Source organism: Arthrobacter sp., from assembly GCF_031179985.1.
In the GTDB taxonomy this organism is placed as follows: Bacteria; Actinomycetota; Actinomycetes; order Actinomycetales; family Micrococcaceae; genus Arthrobacter.
The window spans coordinates 67,478-90,064 of the sequence record NZ_JAPSHJ010000014.1 but is presented as its reverse complement, the minus strand read 5'-3'; the positions used below and the strand labels follow the sequence as shown (position 1 = coordinate 90,064).

Here is a 22,587-nt window from a genome sequence, read left to right as displayed (position 1 = left end):
TGCGCATCTCCTGGGCCACGGCATCAGCCTTGGCTGCGACCCGGGCTTCCAGCTCTTCGCTCCAGGATTCCCTTCGTTCCAGAAGTGACCTGACGCGGGCCATGGGGTCCTTCGCGGCCCAGTCCTCAAGTTCGTTGGCGTCACGGTAGCGGGTGGGATCGTCGGCTGTGGTGTGGGGGCCCATGCGGTAGGTAACTGCCTCAATGAACGAGGGCCCTCCGCCGTGCCGTGCTCTTTCGAGTGCTTCCCTGGTTGCCGCCATCACGGCGAGCACATCATTTCCATCCACGCGGACGGAGGGAATTCCGAACCCTGTTGCACGGTCAGCAAGTTGAATGTGGGACTGCAGGCCCACCGGCTCTGAGATGGCCCAGTGGTTGTTCTGGCAGAAGAAAATGACGGGTGCCTGGAAGCTGGCAGCGAAGACCATGGCTTCGTTGACGTCGCCCTCACTCGTTGCGCCGTCGCCGAAGTAGGCCATTGCAACGCTGTCCGCGCCGTCGTGCTGAATCCCCAGCGCATAACCGGTTGCGTGGAGTGTTTGTGCACCGATGATGATCTGGGGTGTGGCCATGTTGATGGCGTAGGGATCCCAGCCTGAGGATGCGTTGCCCCGCCACACCCGGACGATGTCGCTCAGGTCCACTCCCCGGCAGTATGCCACTCCGTTTTCCCGATAGCTGGAGAAGACGAAATCGTCGTCGCGAAGTGCCCTGGCCGAGCCGATCTGGGAGGCTTCCTGCCCGGCAAGCGGCGGCCAGAGGGCCAATTCACCTTGCCTCTGCAACGCTGTGGCCTCGGTGTCGATGCGGCGGATGACAACCATGTCCTCATAGAGCGAGGCAAGCTGTTCGTCGGTGACGTCCTTGACCCAGACATCGTATTCAGGATGGCTGACGCGTTCACCGCCGGGGGTTATCAGCTGGACCAGGTTCCCACCGGTCCGATAGTGATGGTTTGCCCAGTTATCCGGGCCAGCTGCGGTGGTGCCGCCCTGGCTCAAATCGTCTGCGTTCATAGTTGCACGCAACCTTCTGACGTCGTGTGACCGGCGGCTCCAGGAACTCGTGGTTCCTGTGCACGCCAGCCCGCCGGGCCCCGTTGCCCCGGATAATTGTGACCATACTCACAATGTTCATGCGGTACAACCACTTCAATTTGAACTGAGCATTGTGCACTGTCTGGAGCGTTGGCACCGTGCTAACGTTGCGCATTATGCAAGCTTTGGATGGCACTGATACCCGCCTGCTTTCTGCCTTGGCACGCGATCCACGGCGGACAGTAGTGGCGCTCGCGCAAAAACTTGGTCTCTCCCGGAACACCGTCCAGGCCCGCATGGCGCAACTGGAGAAAAAGCACGTCTTCCTCTCCTTCGAACGGCGCATCAATCCTGTATCGCTTGGTTATCCGTTGATGGCCTTTATCTCAGTCCACGTGCAGCAGCAGAAGTTGAAACAGCTTGCGGTTGATCTGGCCGCGATCCCTGAAATCCTTGAAGGGCATGGACTCACGGGTTCGGCGGACCTGTTCCTTCGTGTTGTAGCGGTTGACGCCGAGGACTTGTTCAGGATCAACGGGAAGATCCTGTCCTGCGAGGGTGTGGACCGGACCGACACAGCCTTGGCGATGGGCGAGCTGATTCCTTTCCGGATCCAGCCACTGCTTGAACGGGATTCGGCGGAATCCACTTAGCGGTATTGCAGAGCCGGAAGTTACAAAGACGCGGGCACTGCAGCCTGAAACAGCCGCGTGGGCAGGTGTCCTGGCTATAGGCTGACTTTCGTCGTATCCATGGACCGCCCCGGCTCCTTGAACACCAGGCAGTGGCGCAAAAGGCTGCCGGAAAGGCACCCTCTTGAGCAATCCTCCGCAATTTGAACAACCCGGCCCTTATGCCCGCCGATCGCCGGAGCAGGACCCGGGACAGCTTCCCCCTGAGCCGCATCCGGAACAGGGCGGGCAGCAGGGCGGGCAGCTACCGCCCGTCCCCGGATTCCGGGGACAGGTCCCATACGCGCAACACGGCTGGCAACAACCATCCCCGCAGCCGCCTTATCCACAGCAGGGCTGGCAACAACCATCCGTCCCAGGATCCCCGCCGCAGCCCCCTTATCCACAGCAGGGCTGGCCGCAATCCCAGTTCCCAGGGCAGCCCTTTTACCCCCAGTCCCAAACCCAGTGGCCGCCACCCCCGGCCAGCAGCAAAAAGGCGCTGTGGATTGTGCTCGGGAGTGTGGGCGGCGTTGTGCTCCTGGTAGCAGCGGGGGTGGTGCTGTTGGTCAACGTTCTGGGCGCTACCAGTGACCAGGCCAAAGACGTGGCCGACGATTTTACGAGGCTGATGGTTTCTGGTGAGACGGATAACGCCTATGACAACTACCTTGATTCCTCATTCCAGCAGGAAGTCTCCAAGGAGGACTTCATCGCAGGCCACCAGGAGCTCGAACTTGACGCTTCTTGCGAGCCTTCGTATGACTTTGTGGATTCGTACAAAGTGGACGGAACAAAGTATGCCGAGGTCTGGGGTGTGCTGGCCTGCGATGCTCAGGACCTCGAGTTTGAGTACTTTCTTGAGGGAAAGGACCAGCTCAAGTTGACCAGTGTCTGGATAGAGCCCGTGGAATGAGGCGAACCCCTGACTAGCACCAGAGTCAAGCAAATAACAGAATCGACAGGAGCTCCCGCGCATGTGCACGGGAGCTCCTGTCGATTCAAGTCGTCAGCAGTTAGGGGCTAGTGGTTGGTTGCCTTCTCTGCGCCGACCCCCGTCAGGGAGCGGACCTCCATTTCGGCCTGCTTTGTGGTGTCTTCCCGCTGCTTGTCAAGGACTGTTCCAAGCCAGCCGAGGAAGAAGGCCAGCGGGATGGAAACAATGCCGGGGTTGCTTAAGGGGAAGATCGCAAAGTTTGCGTCCTTGATCATCGAGGTCGCTCCGCCGGAAACAACCGGCGAGAAAATGATCAGGATGATTGCCGAGCCGAGCCCGCCATACATGCTCCACACGGCACCCTGGGTGGTGAACTTGCGCCAGAACAGGGAGTAAAGGATGGTGGGCAGGTTTGCGGAGGCGGCCACTGCGAAGGCGAGCGCCACAAGGAACGCCACGTTCTGGCCGTTGGCGAAGATACCGCCCACAATTGCCATCACCCCGATGACCACTACGGTACGCCTGGCAACCTTCACCTCAGTGTCGGCGTCGGCCTTGCCCTTGGAGATGACGCTCGCGTAGATGTCATGGGCGAACGAAGCCGCCGCAGTGATGGTCAGACCGGCAACCACCGCGAGGATGGTGGCAAACGCTACAGCGGAGATGAAGCCCAGCAGCAGCGGGCCGCCAAGGTGGAAGGCCAACAGTGGAGCCGCAGAGTTGACACCGCCGGGTGCGGACTTGATGGTGTCTGCCCCCACGAGGGCGGCTGCGCCATAGCCCAGGACCAGGGTGAACAGGTAGAAAAGGCCAATAAGCCAGATGGACCAGACCACCGATTTGCGGGCCTCTTTGGCCGTGGGGACGGTGTAGAAGCGCATGAGAACGTGGGGAAGCGCTGCCGTGCCCAGCACGAGGGCAAGCCCGAGGGACATGAAGTCGAGCTTGGAAGTCTCCGACTTACCGTACTGAAGGCCCGGGTTCAACACGTTGGGATTGTTGGCGGTCTCCACGGCAGCACCAAGCAGGTTGGAGAGATTGAAGCCGTAAATGGACAGAACCCACAAGGTCATGACACCGGCGCCGGCGATCAGCAGGATCGCTTTGATGATCTGGACCCAGGTGGTGCCCTTCATCCCCCCGATCAGGACGTACATGATCATGAGGGCGCCGACAACGATGATCACCAGAGCCTGTCCGCCCCAATCGCTGATGCCCAGCAGGAGGGAAATCAGGCTTCCGGCTCCTGCCATCTGCGCGAGCAGGTAGAAGAAGCACACAGCGAGTGTGGAAATGGCGGCTGCGATGCGGACGGGACGTTGCTTGAGCCGGAAGGACAGGACGTCGGCCATGGTGAACTTGCCGGTGTTGCGAAGCAGTTCGGCCACGAGCAGGAGTGCCACGAGCCAGGCAACAAGGAAGCCGATGGAGTACATGAAGCCGTCGTAGCCGTTGATGGCGATGGCCCCGGTAATTCCAAGGAAGGAAGCGGCGGACAGGTAGTCGCCGGCGATGGCAGTCCCGTTCTGGGATCCGCTGAACGAACGCCCGGCAGCGTAGTAGTCCGCCGCCGTCTTGTTGTTGCGGCTGGCCCGGAAAACAATGACCATGGTGACCGCTACGAACAGGCCGAAGATCGCCATGTTCAGCAGGGTGGTGTCCTTGAGGGCGGCAACGTTCACCGCAGACGGAATTCCGATCATTTCACTGCTCCGCTCACAGGGTTGCCTGCCTTATCGAATTCGTGGCCTTCAATGCCCTGGCGGATTTCCGCGGCAATCGGATCCAGCTTCCGGTTGGAGTAGCTGACGTACCAGCCCGTGATGGCAAAAGTGGACACAAACTGCAGCAGGCCCAGGATAAGGCCGATGTTGATGTTGCCCCAGACCTTCGTGGACATAAAGCCCACTGCGTAGTCGGCCAGCAGCACGTAGGCGAAATACCACAGCAGAAACGCAATGGCCATGGGGAAAACAAAGCTACGGTGACGTTTACGCAGTTCCTGGAACCGCTCCGTCGACTGGACTTCCTTGAAGTCCACGGACTCCGCTGTATCCGGTGTTTGGGCGTCGTTACCCATCATTCCTCCTCGTTGAGACTTGCTCATCCACACCGGTTCCAGATTCCCCCGGCCAATGTGACTGCAATCACTGTGCCCCGTGACCATGCCGGCCTTCCAGAGCCAGTACCCCATCCGTCGCCCAACGGTTGCGATGCTGCGACAAACGGCGGTTACGCTGGCACCATGCCGGACTCTCCCCTCTATACCGTCGCCGCAATTGCCGTGATCGCCTTGACCATTGCCGTCGTCGTGGGCGTTGGCCTGAAAGTGTTGCGCTCCTTCCGGGAGTTGGGCAGTGACGCTGAACGGGCAACCTACAAAACACTCCATGCGGCCTCCCGCGCCGGGCAGCATTTGAGAACCGGGCTGACCCCATCCGGAGCGGCCAAAGCAAGCCGCCAGCTGCGGAGCCTGCTGGGTTGTGAGGCGCTGGCCATCACCGACACGTCAGGAGTTCTGGCCTGGGATGGCGGAGCCGAGGAGCTGAAGCCCCACCTGATGGCCCGGGCGGCTGACGTCCTGACCGGCGGGCGCACCGCCGTCGTACCTGCCGGAGAACTCCTGACTGTGGAGGCGGCAGCTCAGGCGGGAGCGAGCAGTAAAGGCCGGAACAGGGTCAAAAACAATGACATCGAAGCAACAGAGCTTGCCGCCGTCATAGCGCCTATCAAGGCCGGCGGCAGGGTTGTAGGAGCGGTTGCTGCGTTCGCTCCGTCCGCCGGATCAGGGCTTGTCCGGGCAACCGGCGAGGTGGCGGAATGGGTGGCCACTCAGGTGGAACTGGCAGAGCTCGATGCCTCCCGGACCCTTCTCATGGAAGCCGAAGTGCGGGCCCTTCGTGCGCAGATCAGCCCTCACTTCATCTATAACTCCCTCAACGCCATCGCCTCCTTCATCAACACCGACCCCGTCCGGGCCAGGGAGTTGGTGGTGGAGTTCGCTGACTTCACCCGATATTCCTTCCGCCGCCACGGGGATTTCACCACTCTCGCGGAAGAGCTGCGGTGCATTGACCGATACCTGCTCCTGGAACGGGCAAGGTTCGGTGACCGGGTCCAGGTAAGCCTGCAGATCGCGCCGGAAGTGCTGAGCACAGTGATTCCGTTCCTGAGCCTGCAGCCGCTGGTAGAGAACGCCGTCCGGCACGGGCTTGAAGCGAAGGAAGGGCCGGGCCACATATCGCTGACTGCCCATGACTCCGGCGCTTTCGCCGAAGTGACAATCGAGGACGACGGGGTCGGAATGGATCCGGACGAACTGAGGTCCATGCTCGCGGGCCACACCGACGGCGATCATGTAGGGCTCCGCAACGTGGACGCCCGGCTTCGCCAGGTCTACGGCGAGGACAACGGCCTGGTGATCGAGACTGCTCCCGGGGAAGGAACCCTGATCACCATGCGGATTCCAAAATCCCAACCCCACCACGACGCTTGAACTCCATTCGCGAACCCGCCAGCCCGCCATTTCTACCGTTCCTGTTGCACTGTCGCTGGGGCCACCGGCGCCCACTACCCTAGAACCATGATTAATGTTCTCGTCGCCGACGACGAGCTGCCGGCCGTGCAGGAGCTCGCCTTCTTACTGGGCAAGGACGACCGCATTGGCACGATCCACCGCGCTTCCTCGGGTGCCGCCGCCTTGCGGGCGCTCGAAGCGGAAACTGTTGACGCCGTATTCCTGGACATCCACATGCCTGCCGTGTCCGGCCTGGACATCGCCCGGGTGATTTCCCGAAGCTCCCGTCCACCCGCCGTCGTATTTGTCACTGCCGATGAAGACTGCGCACTGGAAGCGTTCGAACTTGCCGCCGTCGACTATCTGCTCAAGCCGGTGAGGGCCGAACGTCTCGCCCGTTCCGTGGGACGGATCTGTGAACTGCTCAAGGACGGCGCCGAGCCCCCGGAGCTGATCACAGTGGACCTGGGCGGCACCACAAAGATGATACGGCGCGACGACGTCACCTACGTGCAGGCGCAGGGTGATTATGCACGGCTCCACACTGCCGAGGCGAGCTACCTCATCAGGGTTCCCCTTGCCGATCTGGAGCAACAGTGGGCCCAGGCCGGGTTTATCCGCACACACCGCTCGTACTTGATTTCGCTGAAGCATGTCACGCACATGAAGCTGGCGGCTGCGCGGCCCAGCGTCACGGTGGTCGGTGCGGAGCTTTCCATCAGCCGCAGGCACCTCCCTTCTGTCCGGGAAAAGCTGGAGGCCACAAGGATCCGGCCACAGACATGACCCGCGTACGCGTCACAGCACCCCGCTCGGCGGCGAGGCCCGCCGTAGACAGCCGCGAGGCGGCCCAGGAATCAGAGGTGGGCCAGGTTTTTGTGAGATCACTGATCCGCTCGCAGTTGCGGTTGGGAATCGTGGTGGCCGCAGGCTTCCTGCTGATCCTCGTTGCTTTCCCCCTGCTCCTGGGTCTGGTCCCGGGGCTTGCCGCCCTGCGGATCGCCGGGATCCCCTTTGACTGGCTCCTGCTGGGGGCCGGGATCTACCCGGTGATGGGGATAAGCGCCTGGCTCTACATCCGAAGCGCTGCACGGAACGAATCCCGGTACCGGGACCTTACGGAGGACAAGGGATGAGCGGATGAACCCGGTGGTGGGCATCGCGGCTTTCGTTGCGGTAACGCTGGCGACGGCGGCAATCGGCTTCTACGGGCTGCGGATCTCCCGGACCACCGGCGACTTCTACGTCGCCTCCCGCACTGTACCGCCCTGGTGGAATGCTTCCGCGATCGGTGGGGAGTACTTGTCCGCGGCAAGCTTCCTGGGCGTGGCCGGACTCATTCTGCTCTCGGGAACAGATGCCCTGTGGTTTCCGGTAGGCTACACGGCCGGCTACCTCATGCTGCTGCTTTTTGTGGCGGCGCCGCTTCGGCGTTCGGGGGCGTACACTATTCCTGATTTCACCGAGTCGCGGCTGGACTCCAAAGCTGTCAGGCGTGTCACGAGCCTCATTGTTGTCATGGTCGGCTGGCTGTACATCGTTCCGCAGCTCCATGGGGCGGCCCTGACCATCCGTATCACCACGGGGCTTCCCTCCTGGGTGGGCTCGGTGGCGGTGGTTGTGGTGGTGTGTCTGACCGTGGTGGCAGGGGGAATGCGGTCCATCACGTTCGTCCAGGCCTTCCAATACTGGCTGAAGCTCACGGCTTTGGCCGTCCCGGTTATTTTTATGCTTCTTGTTCTGGCCGGAACCGGCGCCACTCCCCTGGCCGAACCAGTCACCAACCCAACCGGGCTGCCGTCAGCGGGGCTGTATCAGAACATGTCCCTGCTGGTGGCGCTGCTCTTCGGCACCCTCGGGCTGCCGCACGTGCTGGTGCGCTTCTACACCAACCCGGACGGTCAGTCAGCCCGCCGTACAACGTTGATCGTTCTCGGTTTGCTGTCCGTCTTCTACCTGTTTCCCACCGCCTATGGACTGGCCGGACGGATGTTCGCTCCCGATCTGGCGCAGAGCGGCCAAGCGGATGCCCTGGTGCTGCTGCTTCCCGGCAGATTAATAGGCGGCACGGCAGGTGATCTGCTCTCCGCTTTGGTGGTGGCGGGTGCGTTTGCAGCCTTTTTGTCCACCACATCGGGCCTGGTGGTATCGCTCGCTGGTGTCATCAGCCAGGATGTCCTTGGCGGCAGCGTCCGCGGATTCCGGGTAGCGGCGCTGATCTCCGCTGCGGTGCCTCTGGCTTTCGCGTTCTCGACAGATTCCCTGGCCCTGGCCGGCAGTGTTGGCCTGGTCTTCGCCTTCACAGCCTCCACGTTGTGCCCGGTTCTGTTGCTGGGCATCTGGTGGCGTGGCCTCACAGATGCAGGCGCCATAGCCGGCATGGTGACCGGAGCAGTCCTATGCGGCGGCGCGATGGTTGCCGGAGCTATCTTCGGCTCAGCGGCCACACCTTTCTGGCTGGCCCAGCCGGCAGCATGGTCGGTACCGGCAGCTTTCGCTGTCATGGTCCTGGCCTCCCGGGCAACCCGCAGCAGAGTGCCGTCAACCACCTCTCGCGTTATGACCCGCCTGCATACCCCGGAGCGTCCGCTCGAGACGGTACGCCAAACGGCCGAACGCCAGTCAGTGCAGGGCCAGTCATCCGAGCGTTAGTCGATAGCGGCCATGAGTTCCACGACGCGGTCGAGGAAAGCATCCACTTGGGTTTCCTCATAGCCATCCGGACCTGATGCCTGACGAAAGACGGCCTTGCGGACATTGTCAACGCTGAGCGGCCGGTCTTCCTCAAGGTAACCGATCAGATCGCGGCAGAGATTGTCGACGTCAATCATGTTGTAGCTCCGCGCCCGGGACTTGGTTGGCCGGCGGAAGCGCTCACCATCTGGCCGGTGCAGGCGTCCCCTCAGGAGCCCGGAGAGCTTTCCGATTTCCTTGAGCCAGGCTTCCTCACCCCGCTGGGCAATGAGTTCATCACGTTCCCGGCGCGCGAAAGCGTCCTCCAGCCGGTCCAAAGCAGCGTCCACGCCGTCCGCGGCATAGCCTCCCTTGACGGGGTCAAAGGACACTGCACGGACGTCGGAGCTTTTGATAACGGAGGCCGCAGCCTGCGGATTTTCGAACGAGATCCGGGCACGTTGCAGGAACTCGTCCACCTGCTTGGCGTTATAACCGTATTCATTCCGCTCTACACGGTCGAAGGTTGCGGGTATCTGCCGTTGCATGTCCACTCTCACGTTCTGTCCTTCAATACGGTCCAGCCTGGGTTGCTCCGCACCATTCTAGGGTGCCGGATAGGAGCGGTGCGAAGACCCGTCATGTTCGCGCGAAGGCTGCGAACAGGATGAAAGCGGCAGGGGAAGCGAACACGATCGAGTCCAGCCTGTCCATAATGCCGCCGTGACCGGGCAGGACGCTGCTCATGTCTTTGATCCCCAACTCGCGTTTGACCATCGACTCGGCAAGGTCCCCCGCAGTGGCCGCCGCCACCATACCGACGGCAAGGGCCACGCCCACCCACCAGGGTTTGTCCAGCAGGAAGATGCTCGCCAGGACTCCGATAACCATGGCGCCTGCCACGGAGCCGGCGAAGCCTTCCCAGGACTTCTTTGGGCTGATTTTCGGGGCCATCGGATGCCTCCCCAAGGACGCACCAACAAGATAGCCGAAGGTGTCGTTGGAGACCACCAGCAGCAGCAGCGTAACGATCTGCCACGCACCCTGCGGCACCACGCCGTCTTCGTACAGCCCCACGGGAGTGGCCCCGCCGGTAGCATGCAGCGGAAGTACGGCAAAGCTGATCAGGAAGGGTACCCAGGCGAGCGTGAAGACACCGCCGAAGATGCTCCGGGCGGAGCCTTCGGCGCTTTCAATGGATCGCCAGAGAAGAACAGCCACGCTGCTGAGCAGCATCGCGAACAGCAGGCTTTCCAGTCCACCGAAATAGGCCGAGATGGGCATTGCCACCGTACCGGTCATCACGGGGACGATCGGGATCCTGGTTCCTGACACTTCGAGGGCCCGGAAAATCTCCCAGGCTCCCATCGCGGCAAAAGTGGTGGTGACCACCACAAAGCCAAGCGGCAGGAACAGCAGCCCGCCGAGTACCGCAAAAAGCATGGCAAGCCCGACGGCGATAGCAGCCGGAAGGTTGCGTCCCGCCTTGGGGGTCGGGTTGGGACGCTGCATCCGACGCACCCGGGGCTGAGCCCCCGAGCCCTGCTGTGCCTGACTCATCAGACCTCGAGCAGCTCGGCTTCCTTGCGCTTGAGCAGCTCGTCGATGCTGTCCACGTGTGCCTTAGTCATGGAATCGAGTTCCTTTTCGCCGCGGCTTCCTTCGTCTTCGCCGGCTTCGCCGTCCTTGACCAGCTTGTCCAGCGTCTCCTTGGCCTTACGGCGGATGTTGCGGATGGACACCTTGGCGTCCTCACCCTTGCCCTTGACGATCTTGACGTATTCCTTGCGCCGTTCCTGCGTCAGTTCCGGAATGGTGATGCGGATGACGTTGCCGTCGTTTGAGGGGTTGGCGCCAACTTCGGAATCGCTCAGGGCGCGCTCGATGTCCCGCAGCGCTGTCTTGTCATAGGGCGTTACCAGGATGGTCCTGGCGTCCGGAACTGCGAAGGAGGCGAGCTGCTGCAGCGGCGTGGGCGTGCCGTAGTACTCAACGATGACTTTGTTGTAGAGGCCCGGAGTGGCGCGGCCCGTGCGGATCGAGGCGAAATCTTCCTTGGCTACTTCGACTGCCTTGTCCATCTTGTCCCCGGCTTCGAGCAAGGTTTCTTCGATCACGATCTCTCCTCAGAAAATTAGTGCACTCCGGCTTGCCTGCGAGTTGCACGGTTGTGGTTCCGTCTGCCTGTTCGTCCCGCCTGCGGGACCAAGCCTAAAAACATCCTAGCCGTTGCTAGGGCGTGACCAGGGTGCCCAGTTCCTCGCCACGGATGGCACGGGTCACGTTGCCCTCGCCCTCCATACCAAAGACCACCATGGACAGGTCATTGTCCTTGCACATGGTCATGGCTGTCTGGTCCATTACCCGTATATCCCGGCGGAGGGCGTCGTCGTAGCTGAGCCGGTCCAGCTTTTGGGCTTTGGGATCCTTTTTGGGGTCAGCCGTGTAGACGCCGTCCACTCCGCTCTTGGCCATCAGCACGACGTCGGCATGGACCTCGAGTGCCCGCTGGGCAGCGACGGTGTCCGTGGAAAAGTACGGCAGTCCTGCCCCCGCGCCAAAGATGACAACCCGGTTCTTTTCCATGTGGCGGATGGCGCGGCGGGGTATGTAGGCCTCTGCGACCTGGCCCATGGTGATGGCGCTCTGGACTCGGGTTTCGACGCCGGCCTGCTCCAGGAAATCCTGGAGGGCCAGGCAGTTCATCACGGTGCCCAGCATGCCCATGTAGTCGGCACGGGAGCGGTCCATCCCGCTCTGGGAAAGTTCTGCGCCGCGGAAGAAATTGCCGCCGCCGACGACGATAGCCACCTCAACGTCCGGTACTGCGGCCGCGATCTGCTTTGCCACCCCGCGTACGGTGTCGGGATCGACACCGAGCTTGCCGCCGCCGAAGACCTCACCTGATAGCTTGAGGAGGACGCGCCGTCGGTTCTTCTCCGAATGGGGCGAAGTGTTTACGGTTTCCATGGTGCCTTCCCGTTGGTGAACTCTGAGCTAGGTTATCGTGCGGCGCGGTAAAAGTGTCATTGCCGGCGCCTTTGGCCAGGCAACGGCCGCTGCCATCTGTGCATGCAAAAGGGGCGGTCACCGCAGTGACCACCCCTTGGCATGTATGACTAGGAACCTACGCGGAAACGCGTGAAGGCGACGGGCTTGACGCCGGCCTCTTCGAGAACCTGTGCCACGGACCTCTTGGCGTCCTTGGCGAATGCCTGGTCAACCAGGACCTCACCCTTGTAGAAGCCCGTCACGCGGCCTTCCACAATCTTGGTCATGGCAGCCTCAGGCTTGCCTTCAGCCTTGGCAGTCTCTTCGGCGATGCGGCGCTCGGACTCAACCAGATCGGCGGGAACGTCGGCGCGGGTCAGGTAGTTCGGTGCCATGGCAGCGATGTGGACAGCGATGTCGTGGGCTGCCGTAGCGGCAGCTTCGCCTTCGCCTTCAACAGCAAAGAGCACGCCAACCTGGGCCGGAAGGTCCTTGGAGGTCTTGTGCAGGTAGGCGTCAACCGTTCCACCCTCCACGCGGGAGATGCGGCGGACAACAACCTTCTCACCGAGGACAGCGCCTTCTTCGACGACGACCTCGGACAGCGGCTTGCCGTCAACGTCAGTTGCCAGGAGGGTATCGAGATCGGCAGCACCGGACTCAACAGCAACAGCCAGCACCTTGTCGGCAAGCTGGATGAACTTGTCGGCCTTGGCCACGAAGTCGGTCTCGCAGTTGACTTCGACCATAACGCCGACGTTGCCCTCGACCTTGGCAGCAACCAGGCCTTCAGCAGTGGAGCGGCCTTCACGCTTGGTAGCGCCCTTCAGGCCCTTGATGCGAATGATCTCGATGGCCTTCTCGGCGTCACCGTTGGCTTCGTCAAGAGCCTTCTTGACATCCATCATGCCGGCGCCGGTGCGCTCGCGCAGAGCCTTGATATCAGCGGCAGTGTAGTTGGCCATGTGAACCCCTCTGTCTAGAAAATTATGTGTTTGTGGTCACCGCCAAGATGGCTGCTCAGCGAGTGAGCAGCCATCCGGTCGGTAATCCCGGAACTGCGGGCAGCCCAGGGATGGTCAAGCCTTGAATGCCTGCTTACTTGGCAGCGTCAGCTTCGGGTGCTTCGGCGGCAGCCGGGGCTTCCTCGGCAGCAGCTGGAGCAGCTTCGGCGGGGGCGGCCTCAGCGGCAGGTGCTTCTTCAGCCTTGCTGCCCTCGAGAAGCTCGCGCTCCCACTCAGCCAGCGGCTCTTCGGGGGTCTCGGCAGTGCCGGTTGCCCGCTGGTTACGGGCGATGAGGCCCTCAGCAACGGCGTCGGCGACTACGCGGGTGAGCAGGTTCACTGAGCGGATGGCGTCGTCGTTACCCGGAATCGGGAAGTCGACCTCATCGGGATCGCAGTTGGTGTCCAGGATGGCAACAACCGGGATGTTCAGCTTCTTGGCTTCGTCAACAGCAAGGTGTTCCTTCTTGGTGTCCACGATCCAAAGCACCGAGGGTGCCTTGGTCAGGTTGCGGATACCGCCAAGGTTGGTTTCAAGCTTGGTGAGTTCGCGCTTGAGGAGCAGCAGCTCCTTCTTGGTGTATGTGGAACCGGCGACGTCGTCGAAGTCGATCTCTTCGAGTTCCTTCATACGCTGGATACGCTTGGCAACCGTCTGGAAGTTGGTCAGCATACCGCCGAGCCAACGCTGGTTGACGTAGGGCTGGCCAACGCGCATTGCCTGCTCGGCAATGGCTTCCTGGGCCTGCTTCTTGGTACCGACGAAGAGAACGGTGCCGCCGTGTGCAACGGTGGCCTTCACGAACTCGTAGGCGCGGTCAATGTAGGACAGCGACTGCTGAAGGTCAATGATGTAGATGCCGTTGCGCTCCGTGAAGATGAAGCGCTTCATCTTCGGGTTCCAACGACGGGTCTGGTGTCCAAAGTGGACGCCGCTGTCAAGCAGCTGGCGCATAGTTACGACGGGCATGCCGACGCTCCTTCCGGCAGGTCATTCATGAGAGAGCCCATGGCTCTCTTACCCTGCCAATAGTTGACGGTTGATTTAGCTTTGCCCAGGCGGGCTTTTGCTCCTGGCATCCCTTGCTCCTCTCATCAGGACCGTTGCCGGCACTGACCGCAAGAGGCGCAATCCTCCACAGCCGAAAGTCCGGACTAACCCGGACTCCAGAAAACGGAGGGCTGGATGCGCGTAGTCAGCTGCTGCTCCCCCACACCTCTGAATGAGACGTGCCGACGAATGACAGCCTGCAGAACACGGACGCGGACGTGGCGTGGGCTGAAGGCAGGCACCGTTGAGGGCACAGCAAACTGCTCCGTCAAGTGTACTACAGCGCGTTCGTTGCCAGAGACCAACTCCGGGGCCATCAGGACGTTCTCCACATAGCAGGATCGGCGCCTTACAACGCCACGCGGAGGCGGACAGGCTGGAGGCATGAAAGCATTAATCCCGGCAGTGCTCTTGCTGCTCATCGCGCCGCCGGCAAGTCAAGGCGCCGCTCCACCGGCCATTGAGGAACCCCGGGGCAGCTGGAGCTGGCCGCTGTCTCCGCAGCCCGCGGTGCTGCGGGAATTCGACCCGCCGGACAAGCCATGGTTGAGCGGGCATCGGGGAGTGGACCTGAAAGCCGAAGATCCGGCGCAGGTCATCTCCCCTGAGTCAGGCACTGTCACCTTTGTAGGCGTTGTGGTGGACAGGCCGGTCATCACCATCGACCATGGGGGCATCAAGAGCAGCTTCGAACCGGTGGAGAGCACCCTGGTTGTCGGAACAGCGGTATCCAAGGGCGATGTGATCGGCACGGTGCTTGCGGGTCATTGCGGGGATGCGCCGTGCCTCCACTGGGGAGTCCGCCGCGGCGAGGAGTACCTCAACCCGTTGTCATTCGTCAGGGACCTGCGTCCCTCCGTCCTGCTCCCTCTGACAGCCCGAGGGCCCTAGATGATTGCCGGCTTAGACGATTGCCGAGATTCCGGTGATGGCCCGCCCTGTCACCAGGGTGTTGATTTCGTGAGTGCCCTCATAGGAGTAAATGGCCTCGGCGTCAGCGAAGACTTTAGCCATTTCGTAGTCGGTGACGATCCCGTTGCCGCCCAGGATGCTGCGGCCAAGGGCAACACTCTCCCGCATGCGGGCGGTGGTGAAGGCCTTGGCAAGCGCCGATTGTTCGTCCTTGGCTGCGCCTGCATCCTCCAACTGGGAGAGCCGGACCATCATGCCCATTGAGCTCACGGCGTTCCCCAGGATCTGAACCAACTGGTTCTGGACCAGCTGGAAGGAGGCGAGTGGCCGCCCGAACTGGTTCCTCTCAACTGCGTAGCGGCGGGCGACGTCGAAGGCGGCAAGCTGCTGACCGACCGCTTGCCAGGCGACGCCCAGGCGGGTGACCTTGAGGACCTTGTTGGTATCCCTGAAGCTGTTGGCGTTCGCGAGTTTGAAGAACTCGGGAACCACCACGTTGTCGAGCACAATGTCCGCGTTCTGTACGGTGCGAAGGGAGATCTTGTTCTCGATCTTGGTGGCGGTGTATCCGGCGGACTTGGTGTCCACCAGGAAGCCCTTGACCTGGTTGTCGGCCTCGTCGCGCGCGTAAATCACCACCCAGTCGGAGAAGGTGGCGTTTCCAATCCAGCGCTTGGCTCCGTTAAGGATCCATTGGCCTCCGTCGTAACGTGCCGTGGTGCGGGTGCCACCCGCAACATCGGATCCGCCCAGGGGTTCGGTCAGGCCGAAAGCTCCGATCTTCTTCATTGAGTAGATATCGGGCAGCCAGGCTTCCTGCTGTTCCTGGGAGGCGAGGGCCTCGATGGAGCCGGTGAACAGCCCGTCGTGGACCCCCATAAAGGTGGAGATGGACGTATCAGCACGTGTGACTTCGGCGTGCATGATGCCGGCGAAAAGGTTTGAGTGGCCCTGGCGCCTTACGGGGCTGACGAGGTCAATCTCTGCCAGTTTGGGGATCAGGTCCATAGGGAACTCTCCCCTGTTCCAGCAGTCCACCGCAATCGGCTTTACTTCCCGGGCAAGGAACCCGCGGATTTCGGCAAGGCGGTCCTTCTCTTTGGTGGTGAGCATCTGTTCGAATCCAAAGAAGTCGCCGTCAGCGTAGGGGAGGTCGTCGATGTCAATAGCAGCTTTGGACATGGTGTTCCTTCACATGTGGTCAACAACGGCCGGAGGGCCAGGAGTCCGCGATCGCGAAGTTACCCTCGAGTAACATACTGACCAGTAACATACCGCATGTTGACCCAAAAACAAAGGAGCCGTGGCTGAGGTTTCACCATCAGCCACGGCTCCCGTGTGTTGTTCAAATACTGTTCAAACAGTAGGGCTACTCGGACTTGAACCGAGGACCTTAGGATTATGAGTCCCGCGCTCTAACCAGCTGAGCTATAGCCCCATGCGCCCGGCGGCACCGTCCAGACAGGACCGCGCCCGGGGCCAAAACACTCTAACAATAGTAGTCGAGCACGCGTGGGGCCCACGCCACGCGAACCCGGGGTGTCGTCAGAGCTGGATGTCGTCGTAGCTGGCGCCCCGGTACAGACCTTCAAATTTCTGCAGGACGCCGTCGATGCTGTGGGGTTCCACCATGGAGCGGCTCGCTTTGCCCATCATGGCCCGGTCTTCGGCCGGGAGGCTGAAGACCTGGGTTATCTTCGCCGCGAGGTCACTGCTGTCATTGGGCCGGAAGAGGTAGCCGTTTTCGCCGTCGTTGACCAGGTGTGGCAAAGCCATTGCATCTGCCAGCACAACGGGAGTGGAAGCCGACATCGCCTCGAGGGTGACCAGGGACTGCAGTTCGGCGGTACCGGGCATGCAGAAAAGGTCTGCCTTGATATAGGCCTCTCTGAGCTCTGCGTCGCTCGCCAGGCCCAGGAAGGTCACCCTGCCCTTCAGGCCAAGGCGCTCCACCTGCGCCTCAAGCGCCGGCCTGACTTCGCCGCCGCCCACTATCTGGAGGTGCACGTTCAGCTCAGCGGGAGTCTTTGCCACAGCATCGATCAGCACATCCACATGCTTCTCTTCGGCCAGCCGACCGGCGAACACCACGGTGAGCGCTGGATTTGGCTCCAGGACTTCCCCCGGCTGGAGCTCGTAGGCTGCTGAATCAATGCCGTTGGAGAGGGGAAGGACCTTCCGCAGGAAGGCGTGCTGGTGCATGGCCTTGGCTGCCAGCGGCGTGGGAGTGGTAACCACGTCTGCCTTGCCCATGACCTTGCCCATGTCCTTCCAGGAAATGCGCCCGATGATGTCCTTGAACCACTGCGGGAACGGCATGAAAGGGTTGAGGTTCTCCGGCATGAAGTGATTGGTGGCCACCACCCTGATGCCCCTCTTCACGGCTTCGTAGAGCACGTGCTCGCCGATCATATAGTGGCTCTGGATGTGGACGACGTCCGGCTGCACTTTGTCGAACAGGAGGCTGATTTCCTTCTTGATCTCCCAAGGGAAGCAGATCCGGAAGTATTCGTGGGTGGGCACCTTGTGGGAGCGCAGCCTGTGGACCGTCGCCTCGTCCCGGAACTCGGTGTAGCTGGAGCCCTTGTCCTGCCGGCAGGCCAGCACATGCACGTTGTGCCCGCGTCCGGTCATGCCTTTGGCCAGGCGGTAGCCGAACTGCGCAGCTCCATTGATGTGGGGCGGGTAAGTATCCGCGGCGATCAGGATGGTGAGCGGATCCTGGCTGTCGGGCGCTTCTTGGCTATCGGGCATTGTCACGTGGAAAGCTCCTGGTGTTCACGTTGAGGACAGCGGCAGCCGCTGTTCCGTGCAGGGTGCCCGGTGCCTAAGGCACCGGTTGCCGGCTGAGTCTGGTCGGCTGAGCGCCCTACTGGACCCGCCCCGCGGCCTTCCGCGCGTCCTTCTTGCGCTTCGTGACCTCGGGATGGTGCCTGGAAAGGGCTATCACTCCCACGATAGCAAGGGTTGCCGCGGTACCCATCGAAATGGCCATCACGGCGTGGACATCCGGCCTCAGTTCGCCGAGGATAGCGATGCCAATCGCAATCCCCACAATCGGGTCCACCACAGTAAGTCCGGCAATCACCAGGTCCGGTGGCCCGCCGGAATAAGCGCTCTGGACGAACCAGGAACCCAGCCCTCCGGCGGCGACGATTGCCACAACCGAGTACCACGGCACGTTGAGCAGTCCCAGCCCGTTCGGATCGAGAAGGTGCTTGCCGATGATGCGCGTCAGGACGGCCACGAAGCCGAACAGGACGCCTGCTCCGATGATGTACACAAAAGCGCTCATCCGGTGCCTGAACATGGCTGCCAGGGATCCGAAGATGCCCACGGCGAGAGCGAGGAGGAGCACGATGGTGAGTTCGTCGTCGGAACTCACATGATGGTTTTCCTGGGTCACGTTGACGGCCAGGAGAACGAACAGCGCGGACCCTGTCACACACGCCGAAATGGCCACCACCGTGGCCCGGTTGATGCTGATGCCCTGGTCACGGGCGTTGACCACAGTGGTGATCACGAGGGCGATTGCCCCGATGGGCTGGACAACGGTGAGTGGTGCAGTTACGAGGGCAATGGAGTTCATCGCCATTCCCGCCACTAACAGGAGCAGCCCGAATACCCAGCGGGGGTTACGGAGCAGTCGCAGGAACCCGTTCGAGCTCAAGGCAAGCCCGCCCGTGTCGGCTTTGACCGCGCTCCCCTGCCGCTGTGCGCCGAAAGCCAGAAAAAAGGCTCCCAGTACCGCAAGGAAAACCGCCAGCCATACCATCAGTGACGTCCGCCGTCGTCGGCGCTTTGCATTTTGCCTTTCCTGACGATGGCCCGGAAGTAGTTGAAGGCAGCCACCCAATGCCCTAGAAGTCCAAATCCCAAAAATACCCAGGCGATGACGAAGTACACCTCCGTCAGGGGGATGGGCAGTTTGGACAGTACCAGCAAAGGCGTGCCCACCAACAACAGGGCTGTACGGATCTTGCCGATACGGCTGACGGGAAGATCGGGGTGGTTCCCGAAATAGAACAGGGAAGCTGACAGCAGGACGGCGTCCGGAACCAGCAATGCGGTGAGGTACCACCACTCCACCACTCCGGCTATGACCAGGGTGACCGCAACTGAGATCAGGGCCAGACGGTCAGCCATCGGATCGAGAATGCGCCCGAGCCTGGACGTCTGGTTGAAGCGCCGGGCGATATACCCGTCGATCCAGTCGGTGCTGCCCATGATCGCCAGGACAAGCACGGCGAAGCCGTATTCCTTTCGGGCAAGCACGAGCCAGACGAAGAGAGGCACACCCATAAAGCGCAGGACGGTAAGGATATTGGGGACGGTGAAGATCAGGTCGTGATCGACCTGCGGCTGACCCGGCCGGGCACCAGCGCCGATAAACTTCATCCGTTCACCCTTTCGATGCCGGCAACGGCGTTGTGGCTGAGCTCAGCTCAGGGTCCTAACTCTTGAACAGTTTCCGCAGCAGAACCAGAAAAACGGCGGCGGAGGCGGCGAAGGCGGCGAGAGGCTTCCAGCGCAATTCCGGCTTGCCTGAGCTCCCCTTGGGAATCGAGGCTGACGCCGCTTCCGTGAGGGCTGCGATCCGGCCTCCAACTGCGGCCTGCCCGTCCTTCAGCATGGCTTGGGCTCCATTAAGCAGGGCCTGGCCCTGCACCTTGACGTCGAGTTCTTCGCCGAGATCGTCCCGGACCCCGGTGAGATGATGACGGCGCTGAGTCAGGCGGCGGCGCAGCTCGGCTTCGGTGGGGGCGGGAGCAAGATCGGGTTCGGCAGCAGCCTTTGCTTCCTTCTCCGCCTTGGCCATGGCGGCCTTCGCGTCCTTTTCGGCCTTGGCGGCCTTGGCCTGCTCCGAGGAAGGATCAAGGATGCTGGCATCAAAGTCCGAGCCCTCCTTGACCACGCCGAGATCGTGCTTGAATCCGCGAATGGTTTCTTCGGGCAGCAAGGGCATGGCCTTCTTGAACTTGCGGAGGCCCATCAGGGCTCCTATGAGGGTGATCAGAAGGAAGACCGCGCAGACGATCAGGGCCGCGAGCCAGGCGGGCATGATGGTTGCCAGGCCCATAATGGCTGCAACAATAAGTCCTGTCAGCAGGAAGGCGGCGAAAACCAATGCCACGGCGAAGAAAGCAGCCGCCGTGCCAAGTTGAATGCCTTTACGCTTGATCTCCACCTTGGCCAAGGCGATCTCATCGTTGATCTGGCGTGGCAAGAGCCTGATGACAAGCCTCAGGGTTTTGGGCAGCGCGGTGAGGCGCAGCCCGTTGCTTGTCCGGCCGCTGTGACGTCCGCTCATCGGTACCGCCTAACTGGTTCCATCTTCGTTCCGCTATCGCTGGGTGCCGGGCCGACGCCACTAACCGCATCCCCCGTTGTCAAAACTATCATTCAGGGTGTTGACGGGCTTGGGGCGGCAGCGCGCCGCGCGTCCTCCAACGCTGTAGAAGTTTTCTCAGGGCCCTAGGATTGACTTCCGTGACTATTTCCCCCACTCCGGGCGATTTCCTAAGCCGCCGCCGGAAGATCCTGTACATTCTGCTGCTCGGTGCCCTCACTGCCCTGGGTCCCTTCACAGTGGACCTGTACCTCCCGGCTTTCCCTGCGCTGGAGGCCAGCCTCGGGGTTTCTGAGGCGGCGGTTCAGCTGACGCTTACGGGCACGACTGTGGGGTTTGCCCTGGGCCAGCTGGTGGTTGGTCCCTTCAGCGACAAGTTCGGCCGCAGGCTTCCGCTCATTATTGCCACGACACTGCATATTGCCGCATCGGTGGGCGCAGCGCTCTCTACTGACATCACCAGCCTGGGAATCTTCCGTGTCCTCATGGGAGTGGGTGCGGCCGGAGGCGGAGTAGTGGCGATGGCCATGGTCCGTGACCTCTTCAGCGGATATGCCATGGTGCGGATGTTTTCACGGATGGCCCTGGTCAATGGTCTGGCGCCGATCCTGGCACCGGTTATCGGTTCGCAGCTGCTGCTCGTGATGCCGTGGCCCGGCATCTTTGTCTTCCTGGCGGGCTACGGCACGGTGGTGGTCGTGGCTGCGATCTTCCTGGTGCGCGAGACCTTGCCGTCCGAGGCCCGCGGACGATCCGGCCTGACCGCAGGACAGCGTTACAAGCTGTTGTTCTCCGACAGGATCTTCGTTGGGCTGTTGCTGGTGGGAGGCCTGAACTTCGCGGGACTCTTCGCGTACCTTTCCGGCTCGCCCTTCCTCTTCCAGGACGTTTACCGTTTCAGCCCGCAGGAGTACGGCCTGCTCTTCGGCATCAACTCGCTGGCAATTGTCGCAGGGGTGCAGACAAGCTCACGCCTCATAAAAAACGTCCCGCCGCAGTGGATCCTCGCCTGCTCCACTGCCTGGATGTTTCTTATGGCCCTGCTGATCGTTCTCTTCGACCAGTTGGGATTCGGCCTGTGGGGCGTCCTGGTGCCACTGTGGTTCTACATCCTGGGCACCGGCTTCACCTTTCCGTCCGTTCAAGTCCTTGCCCTGGCCAATCATGGCGCCCAGGCGGGGACTGCTGCCTCTCTGCTCGGTGCCGCCACCTTCATGCTCGCCGGTATCATCTCTCCCGTAGTGGGCGCCCTCGGCGTGGATTCGGCCACGCCCATGGGAGCAGTCCAGGCTGGCTGCATTCTGCTTGCCGCTGCGGCCCTCTGGCTGGTGGTACGGCCCCGGACTGTCCCTTCCATCCACGGGTAGGCTGAAAGCATGGCTCAAAATCTGCACCGCAACGGGCGCGGGCTCTTTCTCGGAGCGCTGTTGGGTGGCGTGGCCGGCTTCTTTGTGGGGCGGATGATGGGGAACCTCGCCCTCGGAATCATCCTGGGTGCAGTGGTGGGATCGGCCTTGCTCTATCGGGTAAACCCGGGACCCTGGAACCGCGAGTAGTCCGCTCCACCAGTAGTCCCTGCGCCCCGATGCGCGATAAAGTTGTGCTATGCCGAACTGGCGGGATCGTCGTTCTCTTCCGGCCACGTGGCAGCGGTGCGACACCGGGATCCTGCCACTGTGGTGGGAACGGCTGTGCAGCCAAACAAGTCCCCAATCGGCTGCTCTTTATGCTGCGGGACTTTTTACAGAGGACCGTCGGCGCCCCATTGCCCAATGGTTCAATCCAGCATTCAACGCCGCGCTCCTGGTAGCACCTGAAACATCCCCGGAGTGGCCCGTCCAGCGTTTCGGGATCTTCTACGCACCGCCCAACGCCGGCTTCACCCGCGTCCACTCCGCCCCGCATGAATGGCATCCGCGGAAACCGCGGGAGTCCCCCACCGAAGACGAAGCCTTCCATGCTGCCGTAGCCGAGGCAGAGCGGTTTTTGCAGGTTGAGATGGACTTTGTCTGAATCTCTCCATACGGCCGGCATTCGCGGGAATCCCTCAATCTCCGAAAAACCGGTTGACAGAAGCTAATAAAAAAGGTCCCGCAGCGGGTTTTCACCTGCTGCGGGACCTGTGCGCTCCTCCTGCTGGACTTGAACCAGCAACCCTTCGATTAACAGTCGAATGCTCTGCCAATTGAGCTAAGGAGGAAGGAAGCAGGTACGACATTAGCAAAGCTTTTGCCCCTATGGGAAATCGAGAGCCCTGCAGGGACAAATACCCCACCGGGGTACGAAAAAGCCTCCGTCCGAAGAGTCCGGACGGAGGCTGTGCGCTCCTCCTGCTGGACTTGAACCAGCAACCCTTCGATTAACAGTCGAATGCTCTGCCAATTGAGCTAAGGAGGAATGAAGCGGCTATAAGCCTAGCAAACACTGGCCGTGGAAACGAAA

The 22,587-nt window shown here is 61.7% G+C and carries 24 protein-coding genes and 3 tRNA genes; 10 read left to right on the top strand and 17 right to left on the bottom strand.

Features of this window, described 5'->3' with window-relative positions; genetic code table 11:
* The coding region (pdhA, locus tag RIN13_RS09115) for a pyruvate dehydrogenase (acetyl-transferring) E1 component subunit alpha (protein ID WP_309107013.1) at positions 1-1,018 on the bottom strand (1,018 nt) is incomplete at its 3' end.
* Positions 1,019-1,215: 197 nt separating this feature from the next.
* Here pdhA and RIN13_RS09110 point away from each other — a divergent pair.
* Both RIN13_RS09110 and RIN13_RS09105 read left to right on the top strand, forming a co-directional pair.
* Positions 1,216-1,692 (top strand): Lrp/AsnC family transcriptional regulator, encoded by a 477-nt coding sequence (locus tag RIN13_RS09110; protein ID WP_309107012.1) that lies wholly within the window; start codon positions 1,216-1,218, stop codon positions 1,690-1,692.
* A gap of 529 nt (positions 1,693-2,221) precedes the next feature.
* The gene (locus tag RIN13_RS09105) at positions 2,222-2,626 is read left to right on the top strand and encodes a hypothetical protein (RefSeq protein WP_309107011.1); all 405 of its coding nucleotides are present in this window, start codon (positions 2,222-2,224) and stop codon (positions 2,624-2,626) included.
* A 107-nt stretch (positions 2,627-2,733) separates the two neighbouring features.
* Here RIN13_RS09105 and RIN13_RS09100 read toward each other — a convergent pair whose 3' ends face one another.
* Positions 2,734-4,350, bottom strand: coding sequence for a cation acetate symporter (locus RIN13_RS09100; RefSeq protein ID WP_309107010.1), 1,617 nt, complete (start codon positions 4,348-4,350; stop codon positions 2,734-2,736).
* Entirely contained in the window at positions 4,347-4,727 is a 381-nt protein-coding gene (locus RIN13_RS09095) for a DUF485 domain-containing protein (RefSeq protein ID WP_309107019.1), read from the bottom strand. The genes RIN13_RS09100 and RIN13_RS09095 overlap by 4 nt, the downstream gene beginning before the upstream one ends.
* 165 nt (positions 4,728-4,892) lie before the next feature.
* Between RIN13_RS09095 and RIN13_RS09090 the strand changes: the two genes are divergently transcribed.
* The 4 genes from RIN13_RS09090 (at position 4,893) to RIN13_RS09075 (ending at position 8,816) form a co-directional block, all read left to right on the top strand.
* Complete coding sequence (locus tag RIN13_RS09090) at positions 4,893-6,143, top strand: histidine kinase (protein ID WP_309107009.1); 1,251 nt, start codon at positions 4,893-4,895, stop codon at positions 6,141-6,143.
* 87 nt (positions 6,144-6,230) lie between these two features.
* Positions 6,231-6,950, top strand: coding sequence for a LytTR family DNA-binding domain-containing protein (locus RIN13_RS09085; protein ID WP_309107008.1), 720 nt, complete (start codon positions 6,231-6,233; stop codon positions 6,948-6,950).
* A complete protein-coding gene (locus tag RIN13_RS09080; protein ID WP_309107007.1) occupies positions 6,947-7,300 on the top strand; it encodes a hypothetical protein in 354 nt (117 codons plus the stop codon). The genes RIN13_RS09085 and RIN13_RS09080 overlap by 4 nt, the downstream gene beginning before the upstream one ends.
* Positions 7,301-7,304: 4 nt before the next feature.
* Positions 7,305-8,816: a cation acetate symporter gene (locus tag RIN13_RS09075; protein ID WP_309107006.1), complete on the top strand. Its 1,512-nt coding sequence runs from the start codon at positions 7,305-7,307 to the stop codon at positions 8,814-8,816.
* Here RIN13_RS09075 and RIN13_RS09070 read toward each other — a convergent pair.
* The 6 genes from RIN13_RS09070 to rpsB form a co-directional block, all read right to left on the bottom strand.
* Positions 8,813-9,385 (bottom strand): DivIVA domain-containing protein, encoded by a 573-nt coding sequence (locus RIN13_RS09070; RefSeq protein ID WP_375164753.1) that lies wholly within the window; start codon positions 9,383-9,385, stop codon positions 8,813-8,815. The genes RIN13_RS09075 and RIN13_RS09070 overlap by 4 nt on opposite strands.
* A gap of 91 nt (positions 9,386-9,476) precedes the next feature.
* A complete protein-coding gene (locus RIN13_RS09065) occupies positions 9,477-10,397 on the bottom strand; it encodes a phosphatidate cytidylyltransferase (protein WP_309107004.1) in 921 nt (306 codons plus the stop codon).
* Positions 10,397-10,954, bottom strand: a complete 558-nt coding sequence (gene frr, locus RIN13_RS09060) for a ribosome recycling factor (RefSeq protein ID WP_247044156.1) — start codon at positions 10,952-10,954, stop codon at positions 10,397-10,399. Before frr ends, RIN13_RS09065 begins: the two co-directional genes overlap by 1 nt.
* A gap of 115 nt (positions 10,955-11,069) precedes the next feature.
* Positions 11,070-11,807, bottom strand: a complete 738-nt coding sequence (gene pyrH, locus RIN13_RS09055) for a UMP kinase (protein ID WP_309107003.1) — start codon at positions 11,805-11,807, stop codon at positions 11,070-11,072.
* A gap of 149 nt (positions 11,808-11,956) precedes the next feature.
* Positions 11,957-12,793 carry a translation elongation factor Ts gene (tsf, locus tag RIN13_RS09050; RefSeq protein ID WP_309107002.1) on the bottom strand — a complete coding sequence of 279 codons (837 nt, stop codon included), beginning with the start codon at positions 12,791-12,793 and terminating at the stop codon, positions 11,957-11,959.
* 133 nt (positions 12,794-12,926) lie between these two features.
* Positions 12,927-13,802, bottom strand: a complete 876-nt coding sequence (gene rpsB, locus RIN13_RS09045) for a 30S ribosomal protein S2 (RefSeq protein WP_309107001.1) — start codon at positions 13,800-13,802, stop codon at positions 12,927-12,929.
* 465 nt (positions 13,803-14,267) lie between these two features.
* Here rpsB and RIN13_RS09040 point away from each other — a divergent pair, with 465 nt between their 5' ends.
* Entirely contained in the window at positions 14,268-14,774 is a 507-nt protein-coding gene (locus RIN13_RS09040; RefSeq protein WP_309107000.1) for a peptidoglycan DD-metalloendopeptidase family protein, read from the top strand.
* 12 nt (positions 14,775-14,786) lie between these two features.
* On the opposite strand, the gene RIN13_RS09035 is transcribed toward RIN13_RS09040, so the two are convergent.
* The 6 genes from RIN13_RS09035 to RIN13_RS09010 form a co-directional block, all read right to left on the bottom strand.
* Positions 14,787-15,977 (bottom strand): acyl-CoA dehydrogenase family protein, encoded by a 1,191-nt coding sequence (locus RIN13_RS09035; protein ID WP_309106999.1) that lies wholly within the window; start codon positions 15,975-15,977, stop codon positions 14,787-14,789.
* 182 nt (positions 15,978-16,159) lie between these two features.
* A tRNA-Ile gene (locus RIN13_RS09030) sits at positions 16,160-16,233 on the bottom strand.
* A gap of 107 nt (positions 16,234-16,340) precedes the next feature.
* Positions 16,341-17,549, bottom strand: coding sequence for a glycosyltransferase (locus RIN13_RS09025; RefSeq protein ID WP_309107018.1), 1,209 nt, complete (start codon positions 17,547-17,549; stop codon positions 16,341-16,343).
* Between the two features lie 115 nt (positions 17,550-17,664).
* Positions 17,665-18,570, bottom strand: coding sequence for a DMT family transporter (locus RIN13_RS09020; protein ID WP_309106998.1), 906 nt, complete (start codon positions 18,568-18,570; stop codon positions 17,665-17,667).
* Positions 18,570-19,193 carry a CDP-alcohol phosphatidyltransferase family protein gene (locus RIN13_RS09015; RefSeq protein ID WP_309106997.1) on the bottom strand — a complete coding sequence of 208 codons (624 nt, stop codon included), beginning with the start codon at positions 19,191-19,193 and terminating at the stop codon, positions 18,570-18,572. Before RIN13_RS09015 ends, RIN13_RS09020 begins: the two co-directional genes overlap by 1 nt.
* Before the next feature lie 55 nt (positions 19,194-19,248).
* On the bottom strand, positions 19,249-20,106 hold the full coding sequence (locus tag RIN13_RS09010) for a phage holin family protein (RefSeq protein WP_309106996.1): 858 nt from the start codon (positions 20,104-20,106) through the stop codon (positions 19,249-19,251).
* A gap of 179 nt (positions 20,107-20,285) precedes the next feature.
* Between RIN13_RS09010 and RIN13_RS09005 the strand changes: the two genes are divergently transcribed.
* The 3 genes from RIN13_RS09005 to RIN13_RS08995 are packed head-to-tail and all read left to right on the top strand — an operon-like array spanning position 20,286 to position 22,158.
* On the top strand, positions 20,286-21,512 hold the full coding sequence (locus RIN13_RS09005) for a multidrug effflux MFS transporter (protein ID WP_309106995.1): 1,227 nt from the start codon (positions 20,286-20,288) through the stop codon (positions 21,510-21,512).
* A gap of 9 nt (positions 21,513-21,521) precedes the next feature.
* Entirely contained in the window at positions 21,522-21,701 is a 180-nt protein-coding gene (locus RIN13_RS09000; RefSeq protein WP_309106994.1) for a hypothetical protein, read from the top strand.
* A gap of 49 nt (positions 21,702-21,750) precedes the next feature.
* The gene (locus RIN13_RS08995) at positions 21,751-22,158 is read left to right on the top strand and encodes a hypothetical protein (RefSeq protein WP_309106993.1); all 408 of its coding nucleotides are present in this window, start codon (positions 21,751-21,753) and stop codon (positions 22,156-22,158) included.
* 114 nt (positions 22,159-22,272) lie between these two features.
* On the opposite strand, the gene RIN13_RS08990 is transcribed toward RIN13_RS08995, so the two are convergent.
* A tRNA-Asn gene (locus tag RIN13_RS08990) sits at positions 22,273-22,345 on the bottom strand.
* A 124-nt stretch (positions 22,346-22,469) separates the two neighbouring features.
* Positions 22,470-22,542, bottom strand: a tRNA-Asn gene (locus tag RIN13_RS08985).
* Positions 22,543-22,587: the final 45 nt, after the last annotated feature.

What these genes read in the sequence shown, in the direction of transcription:
- RIN13_RS09110 (WP_309107012.1), top strand. Translation starts at nt 1,216, where the DNA reads ATGCAAGCTTTGGATGGCACTGATACCCGCCTGCTTTCTGCCTTGGCA.
- RIN13_RS09100 (WP_309107010.1), bottom strand. Translation starts at nt 4,350, where the DNA reads ATGATCGGAATTCCGTCTGCGGTGAACGTTGCCGCCCTCAAGGACACC.
- RIN13_RS09095 (WP_309107019.1), bottom strand. Translation starts at nt 4,727, where the DNA reads ATGGGTAACGACGCCCAAACACCGGATACAGCGGAGTCCGTGGACTTC.
- RIN13_RS09090 (WP_309107009.1), top strand. Translation starts at nt 4,893, where the DNA reads ATGCCGGACTCTCCCCTCTATACCGTCGCCGCAATTGCCGTGATCGCC.
- RIN13_RS09085 (WP_309107008.1), top strand. Translation starts at nt 6,231, where the DNA reads ATGATTAATGTTCTCGTCGCCGACGACGAGCTGCCGGCCGTGCAGGAG.
- RIN13_RS09080 (WP_309107007.1), top strand. Translation starts at nt 6,947, where the DNA reads ATGACCCGCGTACGCGTCACAGCACCCCGCTCGGCGGCGAGGCCCGCC.
- RIN13_RS09075 (WP_309107006.1), top strand. Translation starts at nt 7,305, where the DNA reads ATGAACCCGGTGGTGGGCATCGCGGCTTTCGTTGCGGTAACGCTGGCG.
- RIN13_RS09070 (WP_375164753.1), bottom strand. Translation starts at nt 9,385, where the DNA reads ATGCAACGGCAGATACCCGCAACCTTCGACCGTGTAGAGCGGAATGAA.
- RIN13_RS09065 (WP_309107004.1), bottom strand. Translation starts at nt 10,397, where the DNA reads ATGAGTCAGGCACAGCAGGGCTCGGGGGCTCAGCCCCGGGTGCGTCGG.
- pyrH (WP_309107003.1), bottom strand. Translation starts at nt 11,807, where the DNA reads ATGGAAACCGTAAACACTTCGCCCCATTCGGAGAAGAACCGACGGCGC.
- tsf (WP_309107002.1), bottom strand. Translation starts at nt 12,793, where the DNA reads ATGGCCAACTACACTGCCGCTGATATCAAGGCTCTGCGCGAGCGCACC.
- rpsB (WP_309107001.1), bottom strand. Translation starts at nt 13,802, where the DNA reads ATGCCCGTCGTAACTATGCGCCAGCTGCTTGACAGCGGCGTCCACTTT.
- RIN13_RS09040 (WP_309107000.1), top strand. Translation starts at nt 14,268, where the DNA reads ATGAAAGCATTAATCCCGGCAGTGCTCTTGCTGCTCATCGCGCCGCCG.
- RIN13_RS09035 (WP_309106999.1), bottom strand. Translation starts at nt 15,977, where the DNA reads ATGTCCAAAGCTGCTATTGACATCGACGACCTCCCCTACGCTGACGGC.
- RIN13_RS09025 (WP_309107018.1), bottom strand. Translation starts at nt 17,549, where the DNA reads ATGCCCGATAGCCAAGAAGCGCCCGACAGCCAGGATCCGCTCACCATC.
- RIN13_RS09020 (WP_309106998.1), bottom strand. Translation starts at nt 18,570, where the DNA reads ATGGTATGGCTGGCGGTTTTCCTTGCGGTACTGGGAGCCTTTTTTCTG.
- RIN13_RS09015 (WP_309106997.1), bottom strand. Translation starts at nt 19,193, where the DNA reads ATGAAGTTTATCGGCGCTGGTGCCCGGCCGGGTCAGCCGCAGGTCGAT.
- RIN13_RS09010 (WP_309106996.1), bottom strand. Translation starts at nt 20,106, where the DNA reads ATGAGCGGACGTCACAGCGGCCGGACAAGCAACGGGCTGCGCCTCACC.
- RIN13_RS09000 (WP_309106994.1), top strand. Translation starts at nt 21,522, where the DNA reads ATGGCTCAAAATCTGCACCGCAACGGGCGCGGGCTCTTTCTCGGAGCG.
- RIN13_RS08995 (WP_309106993.1), top strand. Translation starts at nt 21,751, where the DNA reads ATGCCGAACTGGCGGGATCGTCGTTCTCTTCCGGCCACGTGGCAGCGG.